Raw genomic sequence first — 17338 nt, 5'->3', positions numbered from 1 at the left:
GAACCGGTGCAGGGTTGTAAAGCTCTCGATTGTGATGTGGGTGTGGCGCTTCGGACCCGGAAGGTTCACTGTCGGACCAGCAGGGTGAATGAAGTGGAGCCGGATTCTACGGTCATTCGGAGCGTTACGGTCACCAGTGTGCCAATTGCAGAATCTACGGTACGGATTTCAGCATCCTTAAAATCAGCGCTTGGGTGACATCGTGGTACACCAGAGTTTGCAGCGCCCCTTATTTGATCGATGGACTTATCTTTCAATTATGAGAGAAAGTATGTCCTTCGACCGTACTCATAGGGGTACTTTGTCTCTCTCATGCGATCGCCCATCCCTCTTAATGTTCAAGTCAATTGCAACCAGAGTTGCGATCGCGCCTTTACCCACGACTGCCGCCAGATCAAGGCCGTCTGTGGCGTCTGGTCAGGCGACCCCAGCGAACGTCAATAGGTCTGTCATGGTGAAGGACCCAGTGACGCGCCCGTCTCGCTGCGGCAGGGTCGGTGTCCATTCAGGCTGCCGACTCAGATACGAATCGGGGTCGCTGAGAAGCAGACTGAGGAAAACCTCAGCGACGATCCGGCTGCCAACCAGACCAAGCCGCTGTCCCTGCTGCTGCGGTGGCCGACCCGGCTGCCGCCATGCCTCAAGCAGTATGTAATACCAGAGCGGCGTGCTCACGTCGAACCCGAGAGCCTGCACGTCCGCGGGAAAGTCCGCCGTTTGGAGCGCGGGATAACCGAGGGCCGCGGCGATGTCCTGTCCGGACGCGAGGTGGTGTTGGATGTGTCGTTCCAGGTTCCGTCCGGCCAGGGTTCGTACGTCGTCTGCGGGGGATGGCAGCCCTGGGCCGACTGGCAGGTCGAACAGCGGGGTCGAGAGGAACGGGTCAATCCGCTTATTCTGCTTCACCTTCGCTCGGACGGCTCCGGTGTCAGGGTTGATCTCCTGCGTCCCAAAGTTGAAGAACGTGTCCCATTCGACGAACCGTCGGGGGGCGCGGCGACCACCCCGGAGGTCGTTCGGGTCACCCTCCCGGGGGTCGATTCGGGCATCGAAGATCGGTGCCCCAAAGCCGACGTTAACCTTGTAGCCGGGGCGGACTTGGCTATGCCCGAACCGGTAGGCGGCGACTTGGAACTCACGGGGAATCTTCGGGCGGGCGGATGGGAGGAACAAGGTCGGCCTGTCGTTCCGGACCTGGTTGTACACGTCCTTGTCTAGGGTCGCGGGCAAGAACTGCCAGACGATGATCCACTGGTAGTGCCACCGGACCCTCTTGAGGGCCTCCTCAAACACCGCCCCCGGGGGCGGCAAGGGTAGCCCGGCTGCGACTGCGGCTGTGGTCATTTCCGCCTCCACTTGATCAGTAACCCGGTTGTGGAACTTCAGGAACGCCAGATGGAGCTGGCTGATAATGACGTTCTCGTCGTTCCGCGGGTCGGCAGTGATAGCCCGTTGCTGACTAGTCCGCGGCAGATCCCGGACGGCATCGAAGTCGATCAGGAAACGGGCCGCGGTTGGGCGATCGAGTTCACTCGTCCGGTCGTAGAGCACCCGGTCCTGGTCTGGTCCCCGGCCGTATACGCTGTCCAGGTCGAAGAAGGGTGTCCGCAGGTTCGGACTGGTGGGCGGATCTTTCAGGGCTGCCGGGTCGAACGTGATGTCGTGATCAAGGAACTGACCGAGGAAGGTGAACCCGACGGTCATGTCTGGGTTCTGGTTGTTGGGGTTCCGATCGGCGTCATTCCCTCCAAGCGGATTGGTGATCGTGACGGTCGGGTCGAGTGCGTCCATTGGCCCACCCTTGCGGGCTAGCTGCTGGAGGCGCTGGAGCAAGTCACCCGTGTTCTGTCCGTCCTCGAATGACGGTAGGTTTGGGAACATCTTGCTGAAATCATCGACCAGGGCCATACCCGCAACGGCGGTCGATCGGTGGCTTCGGTAGAGCGAGTCCTGGAACATTCGCGCGTCCTGGATTGGCGGTTGGTTTGACGTCTGCATGAAGAACTCCTGTAGAAGTACAAGTGCTGTGCTGTGGCTAAACTGAGTCCGAGCTGTCTTTCGCGGCGACGGATCCGAGGCTCTGAGCTTCTGCCGCCAAACTATGGACTTCAACAGCAGATCTGCGGGATAACACCCCACTTTGACGGAGTTATACCGAAACTTTGTTAGACACGTGCGATCGCGCTAAAGCCTTTGGCATCCCAGAGACGCGCGACGTTGCTTGCTTCCTGAAGGGCACAGTCGTTCGCCGTTCTTGTCGGTTGGGTTGAAGCATAAAACCCAACATTCATAGGCTTTAGCGGCATCTGGATAGTGTCAAGCCAACCTACGAGGCAAGGGCGATCGCGTTCAGCCACTGAATCCAAACGATGACGCTTTATCGCATGAACTCCCGGATGGCGCTTAGAATCGCTGCCTCGCCCACGTCATCCATGCGTTCCGGTTTTGCCCCCAATTGGTAAAGGAACGCCGTATCACCCGCTGCTGACAACGCCATAATCTTGAGCTGCGGATACTCTGCTAGCAAATCACGGCAGATCCCTGGCTCCCTCTCTGCATCACCGGATGTCATAATCACCACCTGCGCCCCAGTCGCCGGGATGGCAACCCCAAGCTCACTGTGGTCACTCACTTCACCCACCACATCCATATCCGGCTGTCGCTCCACCATTCCTCCGACTACCGCCGATAGCATCCTCGGTTGAATCGCTAACAGTACGGTAATCTGGTGCATTGACCTCCTTGCCTTGATCCCGATCGTAGGTAAGTCAACTCCAGCATTCCATAGACCCGAGGGTTCAAAAAAGTCCTGTACCCAGTACTAGTACTTTGCTGGATCGATCGCCAACGTTTGAGGGAAAAGTACTAGTACTTTTGCTGCACGAGTACTAGTACTTTTCTTACTCCTTCAACAGATTGCGTTCTCTGGCATACTGCACCGCTTCCAGTCGCTTGTGCAATTGCAGCTTTTCTAGAATGTTATGGATGTGATTCTTAACTGTTTGCGATTCAATGCCGAGTTGTTTAGCCTCTAGCAGGCCATATACAATCACTGTAGGAGGTAGATTCTATGGACACCGTATCCCTATCCGCTCATTTTGATGGCGAACGAATTGTCTTAGACGAGCCATTTAATCTGGAGCCAAACACGAGGCTGATCATAACGATCTTGCCCAAACAAGATGCTGAACGCGAATCCTGGCTCAGTTTATCGGGCAGTAGGCTGGAAGCGGCCTATGGTGAAGACGAAGAAGATTACCCCGTCGATTTAATCAAACAAGCGAATCCGGAGTATGCAGGAAGCTGAAGTTGTTCTAACACCTGTTTCCCAACCGGATGGTGTGATCAAGAACCGTCCAGCGATTATTTTGCGGGAAATGCCCCCCTACAAAGATCTTTTGGTCTGCGGCATCAGTACCCAGTTGCATCAGCAAGTGCCTGATTTCGACGAAATTATCTCGCCTTCCGATCCAGACTTTATTGCCAGTGGTTTGAAAGCAGAATCTTTAATTCGGCTGGGATTTCTAGCCGTCTTGCCCCGTCGCAATATCATCGGTTCCATCGGTTCGATTTCTTCAGAGCGACATCAACGCTTGCTGAAAATACTCAGTGATTACCTGATTGCCTGAGCACATCTGTCAGCCAACGCTGAAGCAGTTGTCGGGTGATCTCTCTCTTGTAGCCCTCACCCTTTTCTTGGATGCCGCAGGCTTTAAGCCCTCTTTCTCTCTGGAAGAGGGACCTTGAAACTTTTCTTATTCCTTCAACAGATTGCGATCGCGGGCATACTGCACCGCCTCCAATCGGGTGTGCAATTGCAGCTTGTCGAGAATGTTATGGATGTGATTCTTAACCGTTTGCGGTTCAATACCCAGCCGTTGAGCAATGTCTTTGTTACATAAGCCCTGGGCGATCTCGTTCAGGATCTCCAGTTCGCGTGTGGTTAGCTTGATCGAGCTGAGCGACAGTTCTACTTTTTGTTCATCGGCAAACTCAGCGATGCGAGAGAAAAGGGAGTTTGCTATCCGAGATGAACAAAACGATTCACCCGCATGAACCGCTCGAATCGTTTCCACCAGATAGTCAAAAGAGGCTTCTTTCAAGACATAACCAGCCGCACCCGCTTCAATACATGCCATGATTTCATGGGTCAAGTCAAGCAGTCCGAGGATAATCACCTTCACTTGTGGGATTTCTCGGCGCAGCACCTGTGTCATCGCGATGCCATCCTTGTCCGGCAGGCCAATATCAATCAGCGCCACCTGCGGACACAGGGCTTTGATTTGGTCGAGGGCTTGGGTGCCACTGGCTGCCGCACCAATCACCGTGAGGTCTTCCTGTTCCGCCAGTAGGGAAACCAGCCCCTCCCGCAGCAGGCGAAGGTCATCCACAATGAAAATCCGAATGGGCTGGCCCATATAAATTTCCTAATTTCCCTCTAGCTTAGAAGAGGTTGACTCATGGGTCTATGTGAAGTTTACTCCCATCAGTTGGATAAAGCGATAGGCTTTGCTCCCGCGATCGTAAAGACGTACAGCGGTTTTCAGGTGAGTGAGGTACAAAATAATGTCTGAAGCCTTTGTATAGCGTTCTTTGCCGTACCTCATCTAGGTCGAAACCGCTGTATCAACCCCGATCCCATCTTCTGACGTGATCGGACAATTGCACCGCGATAAAGTACGATCCGCCTGCTCCTCAAAAGCCTTGTCCGTTACAAAATCAAGATCCCGATCGCACAACATCGCCCCGTTACTCGATGCGATCGGTATGTTACTAGGAAACATCGTCGCCTTACTTGATGCGATCGACGTGTTACTAAGCAACATCGTGACGTTACTCGATCTGATCACGACATTACTCACTAACGTCGTCCCATTCATAATAAACACTTGTGTTGATCTAAATTAAGCATTGATTTTTCTTAGATCAACATCTGTGCAGCCAGTGATTGGCTGGCTCATCACGCCCCAAAGCCTCAAAATGAGGGGTACTACGCACAAACGAGACCAGTGGGTGCAGTCCGTTAAGTCTTAACGCTCCGGCAGGGCGATCGAGAAGGGAACATCTACGGAAAAGCACGCCACCCAACGCCACCCAATTTCCTCAATTTCTCTCAGGTCGCTGCACCAGCCCAATCGATACATTGCAGGTGACACTCAGACTTAGGTTGGGTTTCCTGCGTCAACCCAACAACTTCTCGTTTGATCACCTCCGTTGCTTCAGCATTCTTCCCCTACATTGCTCAGGTTACAATGTAGGGGCAAAGTTGAAACGAGGTCAGACCTATGACAGTTCGACAACCCTGCTACAGCAAAGCGGAATTTGCTCGACGTGGTGATGAGATTTATGAAACTCAGGTGCGTCCTCAAGTCGAAGAAGGCAATCATGGCAAGATAATGCCGATCGATCGCCTTTGAGGAAATCGGGAAATGGCGATCGCGCTTTCATGAACAGGGAAAGCGATCGCAAGCCGATTCAGTCATCATAGTGAAAGCGACAACTCAAAATGATGATTTCAACGTCAGTTACTGCATAGACTAAACGATGCTCATCTGTAATGCGTCGTGACCAATATCCACTCAATGCATGCTTTAGCGGTTCAGGTTTGCCAAGTCCAGAAAATGGTTGACGAAGAATATTGTTAATCAGGGCGATAACCTTGCGATAAATTTTCCTATCTTGCGTTGCGCAGTTGTTGAATTACTCAAAGGCCTCAGGAGCGAAGGTTATATTCTTCATTCCACTCTTCAGGCGTAAAATTGACCAGCTTGTTTTTTGCTTGGATGTTTTGTATAGCGGTCATTAAGTGAAAACGATTGGCTTCAGTAGACAGCAAATACTCTGTTGCGTCTTGTGGAACAGACTGAGTAGCCTTTGTCTCAGCACCATCTTGTTCAACTAAGACAATCACTTCAACAACAGTTCCTTCTGCTGGTTCAGAGGTTTGGATCTCGATTTCGCCATCCTTACCAACAACCACTTGTTGTTTCATGCCACTTAACATGATCGAAGCCTCATAGTGCCATATTTCACAGTAGTTTCAGTGTAGCCTGGAATGAAATTGAGCGATTGAGGGAAGGGAGACACAGTTGCCTGCGATATGGAAATCAGTGAAAGAGGGATCGCGCTTTACTGCCCTGCCGCAAAAATCTGATCAACGGTTAGCGTCAGGTTTGGGAAGGTGGGTGAAACCAAGCGATCGCCTAAAGCGATTGATAGCGAAGTTTTTAACGACCGCAGCGATCGGTCTAAACTTTCTGCACAAACGATCGTCCCAGTAATCCCTGCGGTCGCACCATAAGCATGATGAACAACAGCCCAAAGGCGATCGCGTCCTTATAGGCAGAATAGTCTCCGGGCACGAAGGCTTCGATGAGGCCAATGACCAACCCTCCAGCGACAGCACCGGGAATGCTGCCCAAGCCCCCCAGCACAATCACTGCCAACCCTTTGAGCCCAAACCCGATGCCAAAGTAGGGGCCAGCAATGCTAACGCTAGAGCCCACCAACGTCCCCGCGAGACTGCCCAGAAAGCCGCTGACGAAAAAAGTGAGGACGATGAAGCGATCGGTATCAATGCCCAACAAACTGGCTGTCGTGGCATCTTCTGCCACTGCCCGCATCGCCTTGCCGTATTTAGTCGCGTTAATCAGATACGTGAGAACGGTCAGAATGACGGCAGAGACGGCAAAAATAACAATCTGCACACTGCGGATGGGAATAGGGTTGTCAACTGTTCCAAAATTGATCGCAGGTGGCAAGTTGCCGTACGTATCTGCTGGGAACGTATAGCTCTCCGCACCGACCAGATACTGAATCACATTCACAATCACCAACGCCACACCCAGGCTCGACACAACAGTGAGCAACGGATCTGCACCTCGTCGTCGCAAAGGGCGAAACGCCAGTCGTTCCACCACGACACTCACCAACCCACAGAGAATGCCACTGAGGACGATCGCCGCCGCAAACGGCATCTTCACCGGCAACATCGCATTTGCCAGCAAGCCATTAAACCCAAACGCGCCACCAATCAGCACATAGGTGAAATATGCTCCTAGCGTGAAAATTGCGCCATGTGCAAAGTTGATGATGCCCAGAATCGAGAAGATGAGCGTATAACCCAACGCAAAGATGGCGTAAACGCTCCCGATCGACAGTCCATTCAAAACGTTTTGCAGAAAGATAGTGAGGGACATGCAAGAGCTGGGGAGTAGGGAGTAGGGAGTAGGGAGTAGGGAATGAGAACAAATACGGTAGGGGCTTAGCATTTGGCAGATAAATCTTGCCGCTCTGGCAGCCGTTGCCCAAATGCTAAGCCCATACAACTAAAGAATAATGTGATGAAATTCGCATTCCTTAGCGACCTCATTATCCTACGTGTTGAACGGCAGGTAAAAAGAGAAGCCCTAGACAGAGGCTGGCTGCATTCATCAAGACGCTTAAAAGCCCTGCTTTTGGCAATGACAGCACACGTTGACTAACTCGGTGGATGAGCCAGGCTTCGACAATGACGGCGAAAAGCTCAGACGCAGGAAGTGTAATATTCGCAGTCAAGCCATCGGCAGCGGGTAGCCATTCGCCGTAAGCGAAGAACAACATGCCGACAAAGCCAAGAATAAAGACGATCGGCAGTGAGAGCAGCCACCCTCCAAACACCTTGCCTAGCGTCTTGAGCGTCACATTGGAGAGGCGGGATAACAGCACACCGAAGCCGATCGCCAAGGCCAAACTCAACGCTCCCACTACGCGCAACGATCGATACTGAAAGGGTTGCAGCGATGGGAAGAAAAACCAGACGACTGGAAACGTCAGCAGATTAATGAAAGCTATCGCTACTAACAGTTTGATGAGAAGCGGTCGATCGACCTTCAATCGCCACAGAAACACAGCTGCTACCGCTAACTCTGTCACCTGCGTCAGTCCAAAAGCGAGCCAAAACAAGTCCAGGCGCGTAGGCTGGTTGGGACTGGTATCAGGAGCGATCGCCAGATCTGCTTCACCAACCGTCACGCGCAAATGCTCTAAAGCATTCGAGTCAAGTGGACTTTTTAGGCTCAAACGGAAGCCTTTGCTGGTTCGTAAACCATCGGTAAACTGAGCAATCAACTTAAAGTAGGGTCCCGTTTTGCGATCGCTGACCACCTTTTCAACGTAAAGACATCGATTCTCAGCACAGTCAAAGCGATCGGGCGGGCTTTTGAGTAGTGGAGTCGATCGCAAACAGCCTGACGCATTACAAGTGCCCGTTTGCAGCAAGAGGACTGGCTTATCACACGTTGCAGTTTGACATTCCGCCAACTGAGCGCCTTGAACCACCATCGGTTTGGCAGCAGTATCGGTGAAGGTAAACCAGGCGTAGGCAGGTGGTGCGGGTGCGTTGGCATAGGCGATCGTCGCCAAGAAAAGACTCAGTGCGATCGCCCAGAATCCCGACAGAAAGGGATAGAGCGATCGCGCACATAGCAACCAGCCTTGCTTCCGTCCCTTCAGTCCGGGAATGCAGAACATGAGCGACTTCTTCCCGACGCGCTACACCCTACACCCTACACCCATCCTCACTTCAAGTAAGTAAACTTGCCGCTATTGCCATTTGCATCCATTTTGATTTGGGCAACGTAGAACTCTTTTTGTACAATCTCACCGTCAGGCGTGAACGAAAGTTCACCCAAGGGCGTGTTGTACTTACCAGCCAGGATTTGTTTATTCAACGCCACACGGAGGTCAGCTAAGGGCTGCTGACTGATCTTTGCTTGTTTGTCTACAGCCTTCAACGCGTCTACAAACACCTGCACGCCAGTAAAGGCTTGAGCACTAAACTGGGGCGGTTCTTTTTTGAACTGACTGCGGTACGCTTCACGAAAGGCAGCATTAATATCACCAGGCTGTTCAGGACTGTACGCCTGAGCGATTAGCACCCCGTCACAGAGTGCTTTACAGACAGAGAAGACATTAGAGGTATTGAGTCCATTGCCGCCAATGATCAACCCTTTGTAGCCCAATTCCCGCAGTTGCCGCACCAGGTTGCCACCATCGGCAGCCAGTCCAGAAATGATGACTAGATCGGGCTTCAGATTGATAGCAGCGGTTGCCTGACTTTGAAAATCGGTATCAGTGGTTTGAAATTTCTGCACCGTGACCAGATCAAGTTTCTGATCTTTCACCGTTTGCTGAAAAATCTCGGTTTCAGATTTGTTAAACGCATCGTTTTGAGCGTAAAAGACGGCTACCTTCTTGATGCTGGGATTGATCTTGAGTGCTGCTTTCACCGAGTTGGGAGCCACCACCGACACAGGCGCAGAAACACGGGCGATAAAGTCTCCAATCTGCGGAATGCCTTTAGCGGTGTTGGAGGGACCAAGGACGGGCACTTTGGCTCGGTCGGCGATCGGGTCTGCACCAAACGCTTGCTGCGAGAGTGTGGGGCCAACAATGCCCACCACTTTGTCTTTCGTAATCAGCGCTTGAAAGGCATTAATCGCTCCTGGCTCATCGCCCCCCGTATCCTGAAAGACCAGCTTGATTGGCGTACCGTTAATGCCGCCGTTGTCGTTGAAGTACTTCTCGGCGATTTTTGCGCCTGCAACTTGTTCCTGCCCCAGCAAAGCCACGTTGCTGGTTTGAGCAACGCCAATGCCGATCGCAATCCCGCTCGCACCGCTAGTTGGAGCACTCGATGTTCCTGCCTGAGGTGATGCAGTCGTGGTAGGGCCAGGATTGGGACTACAGGCAGCCAACGCGATCGTGACGGCAGTCATTAACAATGGGCAATCAATCGTTGCTTTCATAGCGGTTCAATGTTGGTGCGTTTTTAGCATTTTTTAACAAGCAGATACAGGCGCTGCAATGCTGCCGCTTTTATTTCACCATATTTTGCCCCTGCTACACTGCTGCCCGAATATTAAGGGTTCGCAACAAAACAGGCAATTGTGTAACGCGATCGTGCAGATTAGTCTCTCACTTAAGGCTGATTCAACCGTCGAATACGCAACGATCACGTCGTTTTTTGAAGAAATATGTCGTGCCATAAATGAGTGCCAACGATGCGACTATAAATGCCTACAACGCCTACAGGGCAGAAGCTATGGATTTTTAGTCGTGACGATTTATGCGCGACAAAAGCTGCATTTAACAAATCGTTTCAAGTTAGTTTGAACACGTAAACTTTGATTTCTTTGGCTGTTGATCAAAGAATCCCTCTGGTAGTCTCAAAAGAGAAGGGAAGCTTATCAACGTGATTAGCGAATTTGATCACTCCTTTTGATCTCGGCTGCCGCTGTAACAGCTAGCTTTTCGCCTTTGTTTACCCACGCTAAAGTCACCGATGCGTTGAGATATGAAACATTACGCTGTCCAATGGATTGAAGATTGGTGTTCCGAAAATGGCTGGACTGATTTATTTCAGGAACGCACTGATTACTGGGCGTTTCCTCCCAATGCAGTGATGCCAGTGCCAATCCCAACCCAGGTGTTAAGGGCGATCAAGGCAAATCGTGGTTTGTGCTTTGAAGAAAAGGTGTGGTGTGCAGCGGCTGGACTAAGCGCTGTCACTGCTGGAGCGTTTGCCTATTTCTTTGCGTCCCCAATGCCCTTGGTAGCAGCGTTTGCCTTTTGTGCCGTTGTGATGGCGCGGATGGAAGATGACACTTTTTAAGCAATTATGACAAGCCTCTGACCTCAAAGATTAGACGTTTCGCTTGGTCTAACGTGTTGATTTCCCCTATTTCTGCTGATGCAAGAGGTAGGGGATTTTTTGTGGGAGCCCCAAGCGCTCTAGCTATTAAGCTGTGCTCGACGTATGGTTTCTCAATCAGCCCCAGGCAAAACAATCACCTGTTTGCTGACTCGTCTACCGGGCGCAAGTCGTTCTATAGTGTAGAGTGTGCCAGCTTGGGATGGCTTAGCCATGAAGTCTTCTGTCTCTTCCTGCCCGGTTCCTTTCGAGCAGCAACCTCTTAATGAATACCAGGAGCTTAAAGAGTCCTGGTATTTTCGATGGGGAACATTTGCCTTCCCGCAATATCTTCGGAAGCTACTCTGGATTTGGTTTTGGAGTTGGATCATTGCAGGACCGATCGCGGCTGCCAGTTTTCCGATCGCCAAGTATCCGGCTCAGTTTGCCCTGATGGGCATGGCAGGAGCCACCTTGTTTTTATCGCTGGTGCTGTTGCGCTTGTATTTGGGCTGGACGTACATCCGATCGCGGTTGTTCGATGCCACCGTTTTTTACGAAGAGTCAGGTTGGTACGATGGTCAGCTTTGGGAAAAACCACCCGAAATGCTCGCCCAAGACCGACTGGTTGTGACATACCAGATTCAACCCATTCTCAAACGCCTCACACAGACCTTTGGCGTTTTGGCGATCGGGCTGCTAGCAGGTAGTCTGGCGTGGAAGCTATTGTGAAAGTCTGAAGTCTGAAGTATGAAGGCTAGAAAGCTAGGTCAGTATTCAGAGTTAACTCAAAACTCAAAACTCAAAACTTTTATCCTTTAGCCTCATACTTCATCCTCCTCCTCCTCAAATCTTTTTTCCCCTTCCGTCCCCGTCAAATGCTAGAGTCATAGGCATGACAAGGGGAAGACGCACACAATCCGCAGAGCTGGAAGTCAGGCTACTGCGTGAAGGTATTATCGAATCCAGACATTACGTCCAGGCAGTCATTTGCGACAACCGAGGACGAAATTTACTGGTGGCTGGCAGTGCAGAGACCGCAACCTTCGTGCGATCTGCACTCAAGCCGTTTCAGGCACTAGCGGTGACAACAACGGGCACGCTTGAGCGCTATGGCTTGAGCGATCGCGACCTGGCGATTATCTGTAGTTCGCACAAGGGCAGGATCGAGCAAGTCCGGCAAGCGTTCAACATTCTTTGGCGTGCAGATGTTGATCCCACCGTGCTTCAGTGCCCTGTGCCACCAGGCAAGCGCAGTCGACTGGAGCACAATTGCTCTGGCAAGCACGCAGGGATGCTGGCGGTTTGCCAACAGCGTAACTTTCCGCTCAGCAGCTACCTCCAGCGCAGCCATCCCGTACAGCAGTTAATTCTGCAAAAAGTCGCCGAGCAATTACGGATGCCAGCCGAAGAGTTTATCAGCGCGCGGGATGACTGTGGCGCACCGACTTACTTCATGCAGTTGGGGCAGATTGCCTCGCTGTACGCCCGTCTTGCCTCTGGTGACAGTTTGGATATGGAGCGGATCGTTCGTGCCATGACGCATCACCCCGCGATGGTAGCAGGCGACGGTGAGTTCGATACGGAGCTGATGCGCCTGACAGAAGGCGAATTGGTCAGTAAAGCGGGAGCAGAGGGCATTCAGTGCGTTGGGCGACTGGGTGAAGGGATGGGGTTAGCCATCAAGGTAATGGATGGTTCGAAGCGAGCCAAATACGCCGTTGCCATTCATTTACTGAAACAAATGGGCTGGATCAGTCCATCGGTTTCTGAAACCCTGTCGGAAAGCTTTATGACGCTCAGCGGTGTCACCCGTCTGGAAGTCGCTGGTGAACTGTCGATGCTGTGAGTGTTCGGTCTGAGTGTTAGCTTTAAAAGCTGGACATGAGCCGAGCAACTACCTGACTGTCATCCATTTGACGTCGCAGGGCGATCGCCTCAGACAGTACTGTCATTTCTAGCCCTGGTAAGACTTGAGACTGAGCAATGCGCTGGCTGCCGTTGTTGATGATTTGAAACGCCAAAATTTGCGCGTTTTCAACATCGACCACCCAATATTCAGCGATCGCCATCTCTTCATACAACAACCGTTTCTTGCCCAAATCAGCGTCAAGTGACGAGTCAGCGATTTCGATCGCCAGATCGGGCGCGGGACTTTCATCCAGGTTTGTAATGCTGCTCCCCTGCGGTGCGAGTATGGCGCGATCGTGCAACGGCTGCAAAGCAGCATCGCCCACGTAGTAGGAAACATCTGGCTGCGCTTCACGGACACCCGTTTTGCGATAGCTACAGTTAATGAGCCCCTTAAGAGGAATGCCTTTGAGGGCGCAGAATAGCGTGATTGCGACGTGAATAATTCCATTGTCGCTAGCATGATCCGGTCCTACCCCCATTGTCTCCACTCTCATTTGACCGTTGAAGTAATACCCTTTAGCTTTGGCGTAGGCAGGATCTTCGATTAGCCGTAAGTATTCGTTCCAGGTGGCAGTAACCCAGGTGTCAGTGAGCAGTTTCGGTTGCAGTTGAACCATAGCGGCTGAGCGATCGCGACCACCTCAACAATAGCGGCTTCCGAGCGTGAATAACGGCTACTCGATGGGATGACACTGGAACAATGGGAGGCTAAACGCAATCCATCCAGAGAGGCTGTTAAAATCCAGGAAAGTTCTCCCGGTACCTCATGAGCGACACAGTCCTGCAAGTCAACAACCTTGAAGTTCAGTTTCAACCCGATGGACGGCTGATCAAGGCAGTGAATGGCATTTCGTTTGCGGTCAAACGAGGGCAGACGTTAGGGATTGTGGGCGAGTCAGGGTCTGGGAAATCGGTGACATCGCTGGCAGTGATGGGGCTGGTGCCGTCTCCGGGCAAGGTGACGAACGGCGAAATTTTGTTTTGGGGTGCCGAGAACGGGGCACAGGCGATCGACCTCACCAAACTACCCAAACGCCAGCTTGAAGACTATCGCGGCGGGGAGATCTCAATGATCTTTCAGGAGCCGATGAGTTCGCTGAATCCGGTCTATACGATCGGGTTTCAGCTCGTAGAAGCCATCCGTCTGCACAAACGCGTCACGCAGAAAGAAGCCGAACGGGACGCGATCGCTCGTCTCCAGGAAGTGCGCTTGCTACCAGACGATGAGGAAATGAAACGGCGCTACGTGGAAGACCTCCAGCGCAACAGTCCTGGCGTACCATTGCCACCGGCAGCAGAAGTAGAGCATCAGGTGTTCCGTCAAAAAGAGGCCTTCCTGAATCGCTATCCGCATGAGCTATCCGGCGGACAGATGCAGCGGGTGATGATTGCGATGGCGATCGCCTGCGACCCGGCACTCCTGATTGCCGACGAACCCACTACAGCGCTGGATGTGACCGTACAGGCAACCATTTTGGATCTGCTGCGGGATCTGCGCGATCGACGCGGTATGTCCATGATGTTCATCACCCACGACCTGGGGCTGATTGCTGAAATTGCCGATGATGTTGCTGTGATGTATCGGGGCAAGATCGTCGAAGCAGGTCCCGTTTTGCAGATCTACTCGAATCCGCAGCATCCCTATACCAAAGGCTTATTGACCTGCCGACCCAGACTCGATCGTCGCCTGCATCTTCTACCCACGGTTTCAGACTTTATGCAGGTCAGCACGTCACCATCGGGCGAACTGCTGATTGAAGAGCGCGAAACGGATGTCGATCGCGCCCTCCAGCTTGCACGCGAAGTCAGCCAGGACGAACTCGACCAGCGGTTAGCGACGCTGCAACAAGCAGAACCATTGCTGTCTGTGCAAAAACTGCGCGTCCAGTTTCCTATACGGGGTGCATTTGGGCAAACCCGGCGCTATTTTGTGGCGGTGAAGGATGTCTCCTTTGATGTCTATCCCGGTGAAACGCTGGGTTTGGTGGGTGAATCTGGCTGCGGTAAATCGACGCTGGCGCGCGCCATTCTGCAACTCATTAAGCCTGCCAGCGGCACCGTGCGCTTTGAGAACCTGGAAGTCACGACTCTCTTGCCGAACGAAATGCGACGGTTGCGACGCGAGATGCAAATCATTTTCCAAAATCCGTTTGGTTCGCTGGATTCTCGCATGACGGTGGGCAAAGCCGTGATGGAACCGATGGTGATTCACGCGAAGCCCAGAGAACGGCAGGAACAGCGGAAACGTGCGGTCTATCTATTGGAACGAGTGGGGTTGAGCGCCGATGCCCTGAACCGCTACCCTCATGAGTTTTCGGGTGGACAGCGCCAGCGGATTTGCATCGCCCGATCGCTTGCCCTCAACCCTAAATTCATCATCTGTGACGAATCGGTTTCGGCCCTGGATGTTTCGGTACAGGCGCAAGTCTTGAACCTGTTGAAAGAACTCCAAAGTGAGTTCAACCTCACTTACATTTTCATCTCCCATGATCTAAGTGTGGTGAAGTTCATGAGCGATCGCATTATGGTTATGAACAAAGGCGAAATCGAAGAAATCGGCCCTTCCGAAAGTATCTACCGCGAACCCCAAAAAGACTACACGCGCCAACTCATTTCAGCGATTCCTGTGAGTAGCTTGGAACGGATCCGCGAACGTCAAGCCGATCGCGGCCTGTCAGTCGGTTAGACATAGGCAACATCTACTCATCGTGCCAGATTTTATTGATTAGGATAAAACTTTTGTGACTAGAATTGATTGTGAAACGCGAGAATCTGCATTGCATACACTTGCATATTTCTACAACCTAGCGCCACTAAAGGTTGACCAGTTCCTGTTAGCAACTGATATATCTGAGATTCATGAAAGCTCTTTACAATTCTGCTATTTCGATGAAGCACTGAGAGGAATTTTTAATCAAGAGTTTGGTGAACCAGTAATTGGCATTGATGAAGTTTGTTGGTTTCACCTAACACGTACTCGGTTAGACTCAAAATTTCAAGCAGGAATTCTTCCGTTAGGTTCAGCTATCAAAGAAATATGGAACACTCTACTGGAAATCTTTGAAGGTACTGATCATTACGATAACTTACTCCAGCTTAGAGATTGCGGTGTAGCAGATCACCTTTACAATCTGAAGGTATCAGATCACTGTCACTGGGGACCATTTGCAATGCTAATTAGAGAAGAAGCCTTTCGTGCAAACGAGGTTGGTAATCATGACTACTTACGACTACCAGAAATAATAGAAGATATCTGTAATGGGTACTCAAAAGTCTTCAACTTTCGTTTACACGATACAGTTGTTGGATCGCTACAACCTTGCATAGTCAAATTCGTTAGTAATAAATACATTGGAAATGAGTTGTTTAAACCAATCTTGTATTATCTATTTCTAACTGCTAAAGGAGAGCCATTGGAAATTGAGTCAGACGCTTGCTTTGATGGAGAAGGATTAGAAGTTCCTGTCGAGAGTATTTTGAAAGTTGATTTTCTACAATAGCTCTCTGCTTTAGTTGAAACATACTGAACTTATTTTTTGTCTTTAATCCATATAAAAAGCCTGTGAATCGAAATAGATTAAAGTTGTAAAGTTCTCAATGAAGTGTAAATGCTATCTCTACAGGGTGAGCGAAAACATCAATAAATTGGGGAACTTATGCCGGGTACTATCAATTACTACACTAATAAGACGCAGGGCGAAGAGTACTCGCTACAATGTATTCAATGCACAGGCAAGACTACGCATAAAGTACTTGTATCCGTGGACATCCGCGGCACGAAAGAGGAAGGCACCTACTCGCTTTCATGGTGGATAGACAATCAAATCGTTCAATGTCTCGGTTGTAAAACAGTATCGTTTCGGGAGGCAAGCTCAAATGATGAGGAGTACTATCCTATCAGTCACGATGCTTATGAATACAATGTAGATGAAAGATTGTATCCTCCTCGTATCGAAGGGATCAAAGGACTTGGCAGAGAAACACATTACTTGCCATCTAATGTATACAGAATCTACAATGAGAACCTAATTGCCTTGTCATGCCAAGCATCAGTTCTTGCTGGTATAGGCTTGCGTGCCTTGCTAGAGACTGTATGCAAAGAAAAAGAGGCTGTCGGAAATGACCTTCTCAAAAAGATTGACAGTCTTGTAAGTAAAGGAATTCTGACACCTGCTAGTGCAGCCATCCTTCACAAAATACGCACTTTGGGAAACGCAGCAGCACACGAAGTAAAGCCTCATAATGAGAAACAGCTTGCTCTCGCGATGGATATTGTTGAACACCTACTCAAAGATGTCTACATTCTTCCGAAGCAAGTCGAATCTGAGTTTTAAAATGAAATCTAATTCTTTGTTTTCTTTGAAGGCAGATGCAATATAATCGCCCTTCTCCTAAACCCCTTAAAGCATCGCAAAGCCCAAACCCATGCTCTGAAGTAGGCGATTTTAGCAGGAGAGTGAAATGAAATTAGTGGTTCATAAAGACGATGATGCCTTGTACTTACGGTTAGATGAAACTCCCATTATCGACTCCGAAGAAGTGAGTGATGGGATCATTTTGGATTACAACGCTGAGGGTAAAGTCGTTGGCATTGAGGTTCTGTATATTAGTCAGAGAAGCCCTAACTCCTGGCAGCAAATCTTCCTGGAAACTACTGCTTAATCAGCGATGGAAGATCGCCCCGCTTCCAAATCCAATTAAGCATCGCAAAACCCATCATATGCTCTGAAGGGGGCGATCGATTTCCCAATT

The 17338-nt window shown here is 50.8% G+C and carries 23 protein-coding genes and 1 pseudogene; 10 read left to right on the top strand and 14 right to left on the bottom strand.

Annotation, left to right across the window (positions count from 1 at the left end):
* Window positions 1–417: 417 nt before the first annotated feature.
* From C7B82_RS25460 to C7B82_RS25450, 4 genes are all read right to left on the bottom strand, one after another.
* Complete coding sequence (locus tag C7B82_RS25460; RefSeq protein WP_181357677.1) at window positions 418–1791, bottom strand: peroxidase family protein; 1374 nt, start codon at window positions 1789–1791, stop codon at window positions 418–420.
* 374 nt (window positions 1792–2165) lie between these two features.
* A complete protein-coding gene (locus C7B82_RS31660; protein ID WP_146141263.1) occupies window positions 2166–2366 on the bottom strand; it encodes a hypothetical protein in 201 nt (66 codons plus the stop codon).
* Between the two features lie 11 nt (window positions 2367–2377).
* Window positions 2378–2734, bottom strand: a complete 357-nt coding sequence (locus tag C7B82_RS25455) for a response regulator (protein ID WP_106259567.1) — start codon at window positions 2732–2734, stop codon at window positions 2378–2380.
* 166 nt (window positions 2735–2900) lie between these two features.
* The gene (locus C7B82_RS25450; protein WP_106259566.1) at window positions 2901–3053 is read right to left on the bottom strand and encodes a LuxR C-terminal-related transcriptional regulator; all 153 of its coding nucleotides are present in this window, start codon (window positions 3051–3053) and stop codon (window positions 2901–2903) included.
* A 17-nt stretch (window positions 3054–3070) separates the two neighbouring features.
* Here C7B82_RS25450 and C7B82_RS25445 point away from each other — a divergent pair, with 17 nt between their 5' ends.
* Both C7B82_RS25445 and C7B82_RS25440 read left to right on the top strand, forming a co-directional pair.
* On the top strand, window positions 3071–3307 hold the full coding sequence (locus C7B82_RS25445) for a hypothetical protein (protein ID WP_106259565.1): 237 nt from the start codon (window positions 3071–3073) through the stop codon (window positions 3305–3307).
* Entirely contained in the window at window positions 3294–3629 is a 336-nt protein-coding gene (locus tag C7B82_RS25440; RefSeq protein ID WP_106259564.1) for a type II toxin-antitoxin system PemK/MazF family toxin, read from the top strand. Before C7B82_RS25445 ends, C7B82_RS25440 begins: the two co-directional genes overlap by 14 nt.
* A 126-nt stretch (window positions 3630–3755) precedes the next feature.
* On the opposite strand, the gene C7B82_RS25435 is transcribed toward C7B82_RS25440, so the two are convergent.
* The 4 genes from C7B82_RS25435 to C7B82_RS34430 all read right to left on the bottom strand — a co-directional run bounded on the left by C7B82_RS25435 (window position 3756) and on the right by C7B82_RS34430 (window position 5156).
* Entirely contained in the window at window positions 3756–4418 is a 663-nt protein-coding gene (locus C7B82_RS25435; protein WP_106259563.1) for a response regulator transcription factor, read from the bottom strand.
* Between the two features lie 48 nt (window positions 4419–4466).
* Window positions 4467–4607 carry a hypothetical protein gene (locus C7B82_RS32690; protein ID WP_181357674.1) on the bottom strand — a complete coding sequence of 47 codons (141 nt, stop codon included), beginning with the start codon at window positions 4605–4607 and terminating at the stop codon, window positions 4467–4469.
* The gene (locus tag C7B82_RS25430) at window positions 4608–4826 is read right to left on the bottom strand and encodes a hypothetical protein (protein WP_146141262.1); all 219 of its coding nucleotides are present in this window, start codon (window positions 4824–4826) and stop codon (window positions 4608–4610) included.
* A 204-nt stretch (window positions 4827–5030) separates the two neighbouring features.
* Entirely contained in the window at window positions 5031–5156 is a 126-nt protein-coding gene (locus C7B82_RS34430) for a hypothetical protein (RefSeq protein WP_281259044.1), read from the bottom strand.
* A 129-nt stretch (window positions 5157–5285) separates the two neighbouring features.
* Between C7B82_RS34430 and C7B82_RS34425 the strand changes: the two genes are divergently transcribed.
* A complete protein-coding gene (locus C7B82_RS34425; RefSeq protein WP_281259049.1) occupies window positions 5286–5417 on the top strand; it encodes a hypothetical protein in 132 nt (43 codons plus the stop codon).
* Between the two features lie 58 nt (window positions 5418–5475).
* Here the strand turns inward: C7B82_RS34425 and C7B82_RS25425 are convergent.
* The 5 genes and pseudogenes from C7B82_RS25425 to C7B82_RS25405 form a co-directional block, all read right to left on the bottom strand.
* Window positions 5476–5676: pseudogene (locus tag C7B82_RS25425) on the bottom strand (Txe/YoeB family addiction module toxin); the annotation flags it as partial.
* 37 nt (window positions 5677–5713) lie between these two features.
* Complete coding sequence (locus C7B82_RS25420) at window positions 5714–6004, bottom strand: hypothetical protein (protein ID WP_106259561.1); 291 nt, start codon at window positions 6002–6004, stop codon at window positions 5714–5716.
* Between the two features lie 244 nt (window positions 6005–6248).
* Window positions 6249–7199, bottom strand: a complete 951-nt coding sequence (locus tag C7B82_RS25415; RefSeq protein ID WP_106259560.1) for a branched-chain amino acid ABC transporter permease — start codon at window positions 7197–7199, stop codon at window positions 6249–6251.
* A 172-nt stretch (window positions 7200–7371) separates the two neighbouring features.
* A complete protein-coding gene (locus C7B82_RS25410; protein ID WP_106259559.1) occupies window positions 7372–8511 on the bottom strand; it encodes a hypothetical protein in 1140 nt (379 codons plus the stop codon).
* A gap of 47 nt (window positions 8512–8558) precedes the next feature.
* The gene (locus C7B82_RS25405) at window positions 8559–9788 is read right to left on the bottom strand and encodes an ABC transporter substrate-binding protein (RefSeq protein WP_106259558.1); all 1230 of its coding nucleotides are present in this window, start codon (window positions 9786–9788) and stop codon (window positions 8559–8561) included.
* Between the two features lie 548 nt (window positions 9789–10336).
* Between C7B82_RS25405 and C7B82_RS25400 the strand changes: the two genes are divergently transcribed.
* The 3 genes from C7B82_RS25400 (at window position 10337) to C7B82_RS25390 (ending at window position 12521) form a co-directional block, all read left to right on the top strand.
* Complete coding sequence (locus tag C7B82_RS25400; protein WP_106259557.1) at window positions 10337–10654, top strand: slr1957 family protein; 318 nt, start codon at window positions 10337–10339, stop codon at window positions 10652–10654.
* A 252-nt stretch (window positions 10655–10906) separates the two neighbouring features.
* Window positions 10907–11404 carry a CGLD27 family protein gene (locus C7B82_RS25395; RefSeq protein WP_106259556.1) on the top strand — a complete coding sequence of 166 codons (498 nt, stop codon included), beginning with the start codon at window positions 10907–10909 and terminating at the stop codon, window positions 11402–11404.
* Between the two features lie 163 nt (window positions 11405–11567).
* Window positions 11568–12521, top strand: a complete 954-nt coding sequence (locus C7B82_RS25390) for an asparaginase (RefSeq protein WP_106259555.1) — start codon at window positions 11568–11570, stop codon at window positions 12519–12521.
* A 22-nt stretch (window positions 12522–12543) separates the two neighbouring features.
* Here the strand turns inward: C7B82_RS25390 and C7B82_RS25385 are convergent, their stop codons facing one another.
* Complete coding sequence (locus C7B82_RS25385; RefSeq protein ID WP_106259554.1) at window positions 12544–13203, bottom strand: Uma2 family endonuclease; 660 nt, start codon at window positions 13201–13203, stop codon at window positions 12544–12546.
* A gap of 149 nt (window positions 13204–13352) precedes the next feature.
* Here C7B82_RS25385 and C7B82_RS25380 point away from each other — a divergent pair, with 149 nt between their 5' ends.
* The 4 genes from C7B82_RS25380 (at window position 13353) to C7B82_RS25365 (ending at window position 17248) form a co-directional block, all read left to right on the top strand.
* Window positions 13353–15272, top strand: coding sequence for an ABC transporter ATP-binding protein (locus C7B82_RS25380; protein ID WP_106259553.1), 1920 nt, complete (start codon window positions 13353–13355; stop codon window positions 15270–15272).
* A 55-nt stretch (window positions 15273–15327) separates the two neighbouring features.
* A complete protein-coding gene (locus C7B82_RS25375) occupies window positions 15328–16086 on the top strand; it encodes a hypothetical protein (RefSeq protein WP_146141261.1) in 759 nt (252 codons plus the stop codon).
* A gap of 156 nt (window positions 16087–16242) precedes the next feature.
* On the top strand, window positions 16243–16920 hold the full coding sequence (locus tag C7B82_RS25370) for a DUF4145 domain-containing protein (RefSeq protein WP_106259551.1): 678 nt from the start codon (window positions 16243–16245) through the stop codon (window positions 16918–16920).
* Window positions 16921–17047: 127 nt separating this feature from the next.
* The gene (locus C7B82_RS25365) at window positions 17048–17248 is read left to right on the top strand and encodes a DUF2283 domain-containing protein (RefSeq protein WP_106259550.1); all 201 of its coding nucleotides are present in this window, start codon (window positions 17048–17050) and stop codon (window positions 17246–17248) included.
* The last annotated feature ends 90 nt before the right edge of the window (window positions 17249–17338 follow it).

Origin of the sequence: Stenomitos frigidus ULC18 (assembly GCF_003003795.1) — a bacterium.
GTDB classification, from domain to species: Bacteria; Cyanobacteriota; Cyanobacteriia; order Leptolyngbyales; family Leptolyngbyaceae; genus Stenomitos; species Stenomitos frigidus_A.
Note: the sequence above shows the minus strand (reverse complement) of the source record. Positions and strands in the feature narration are given on the sequence as shown.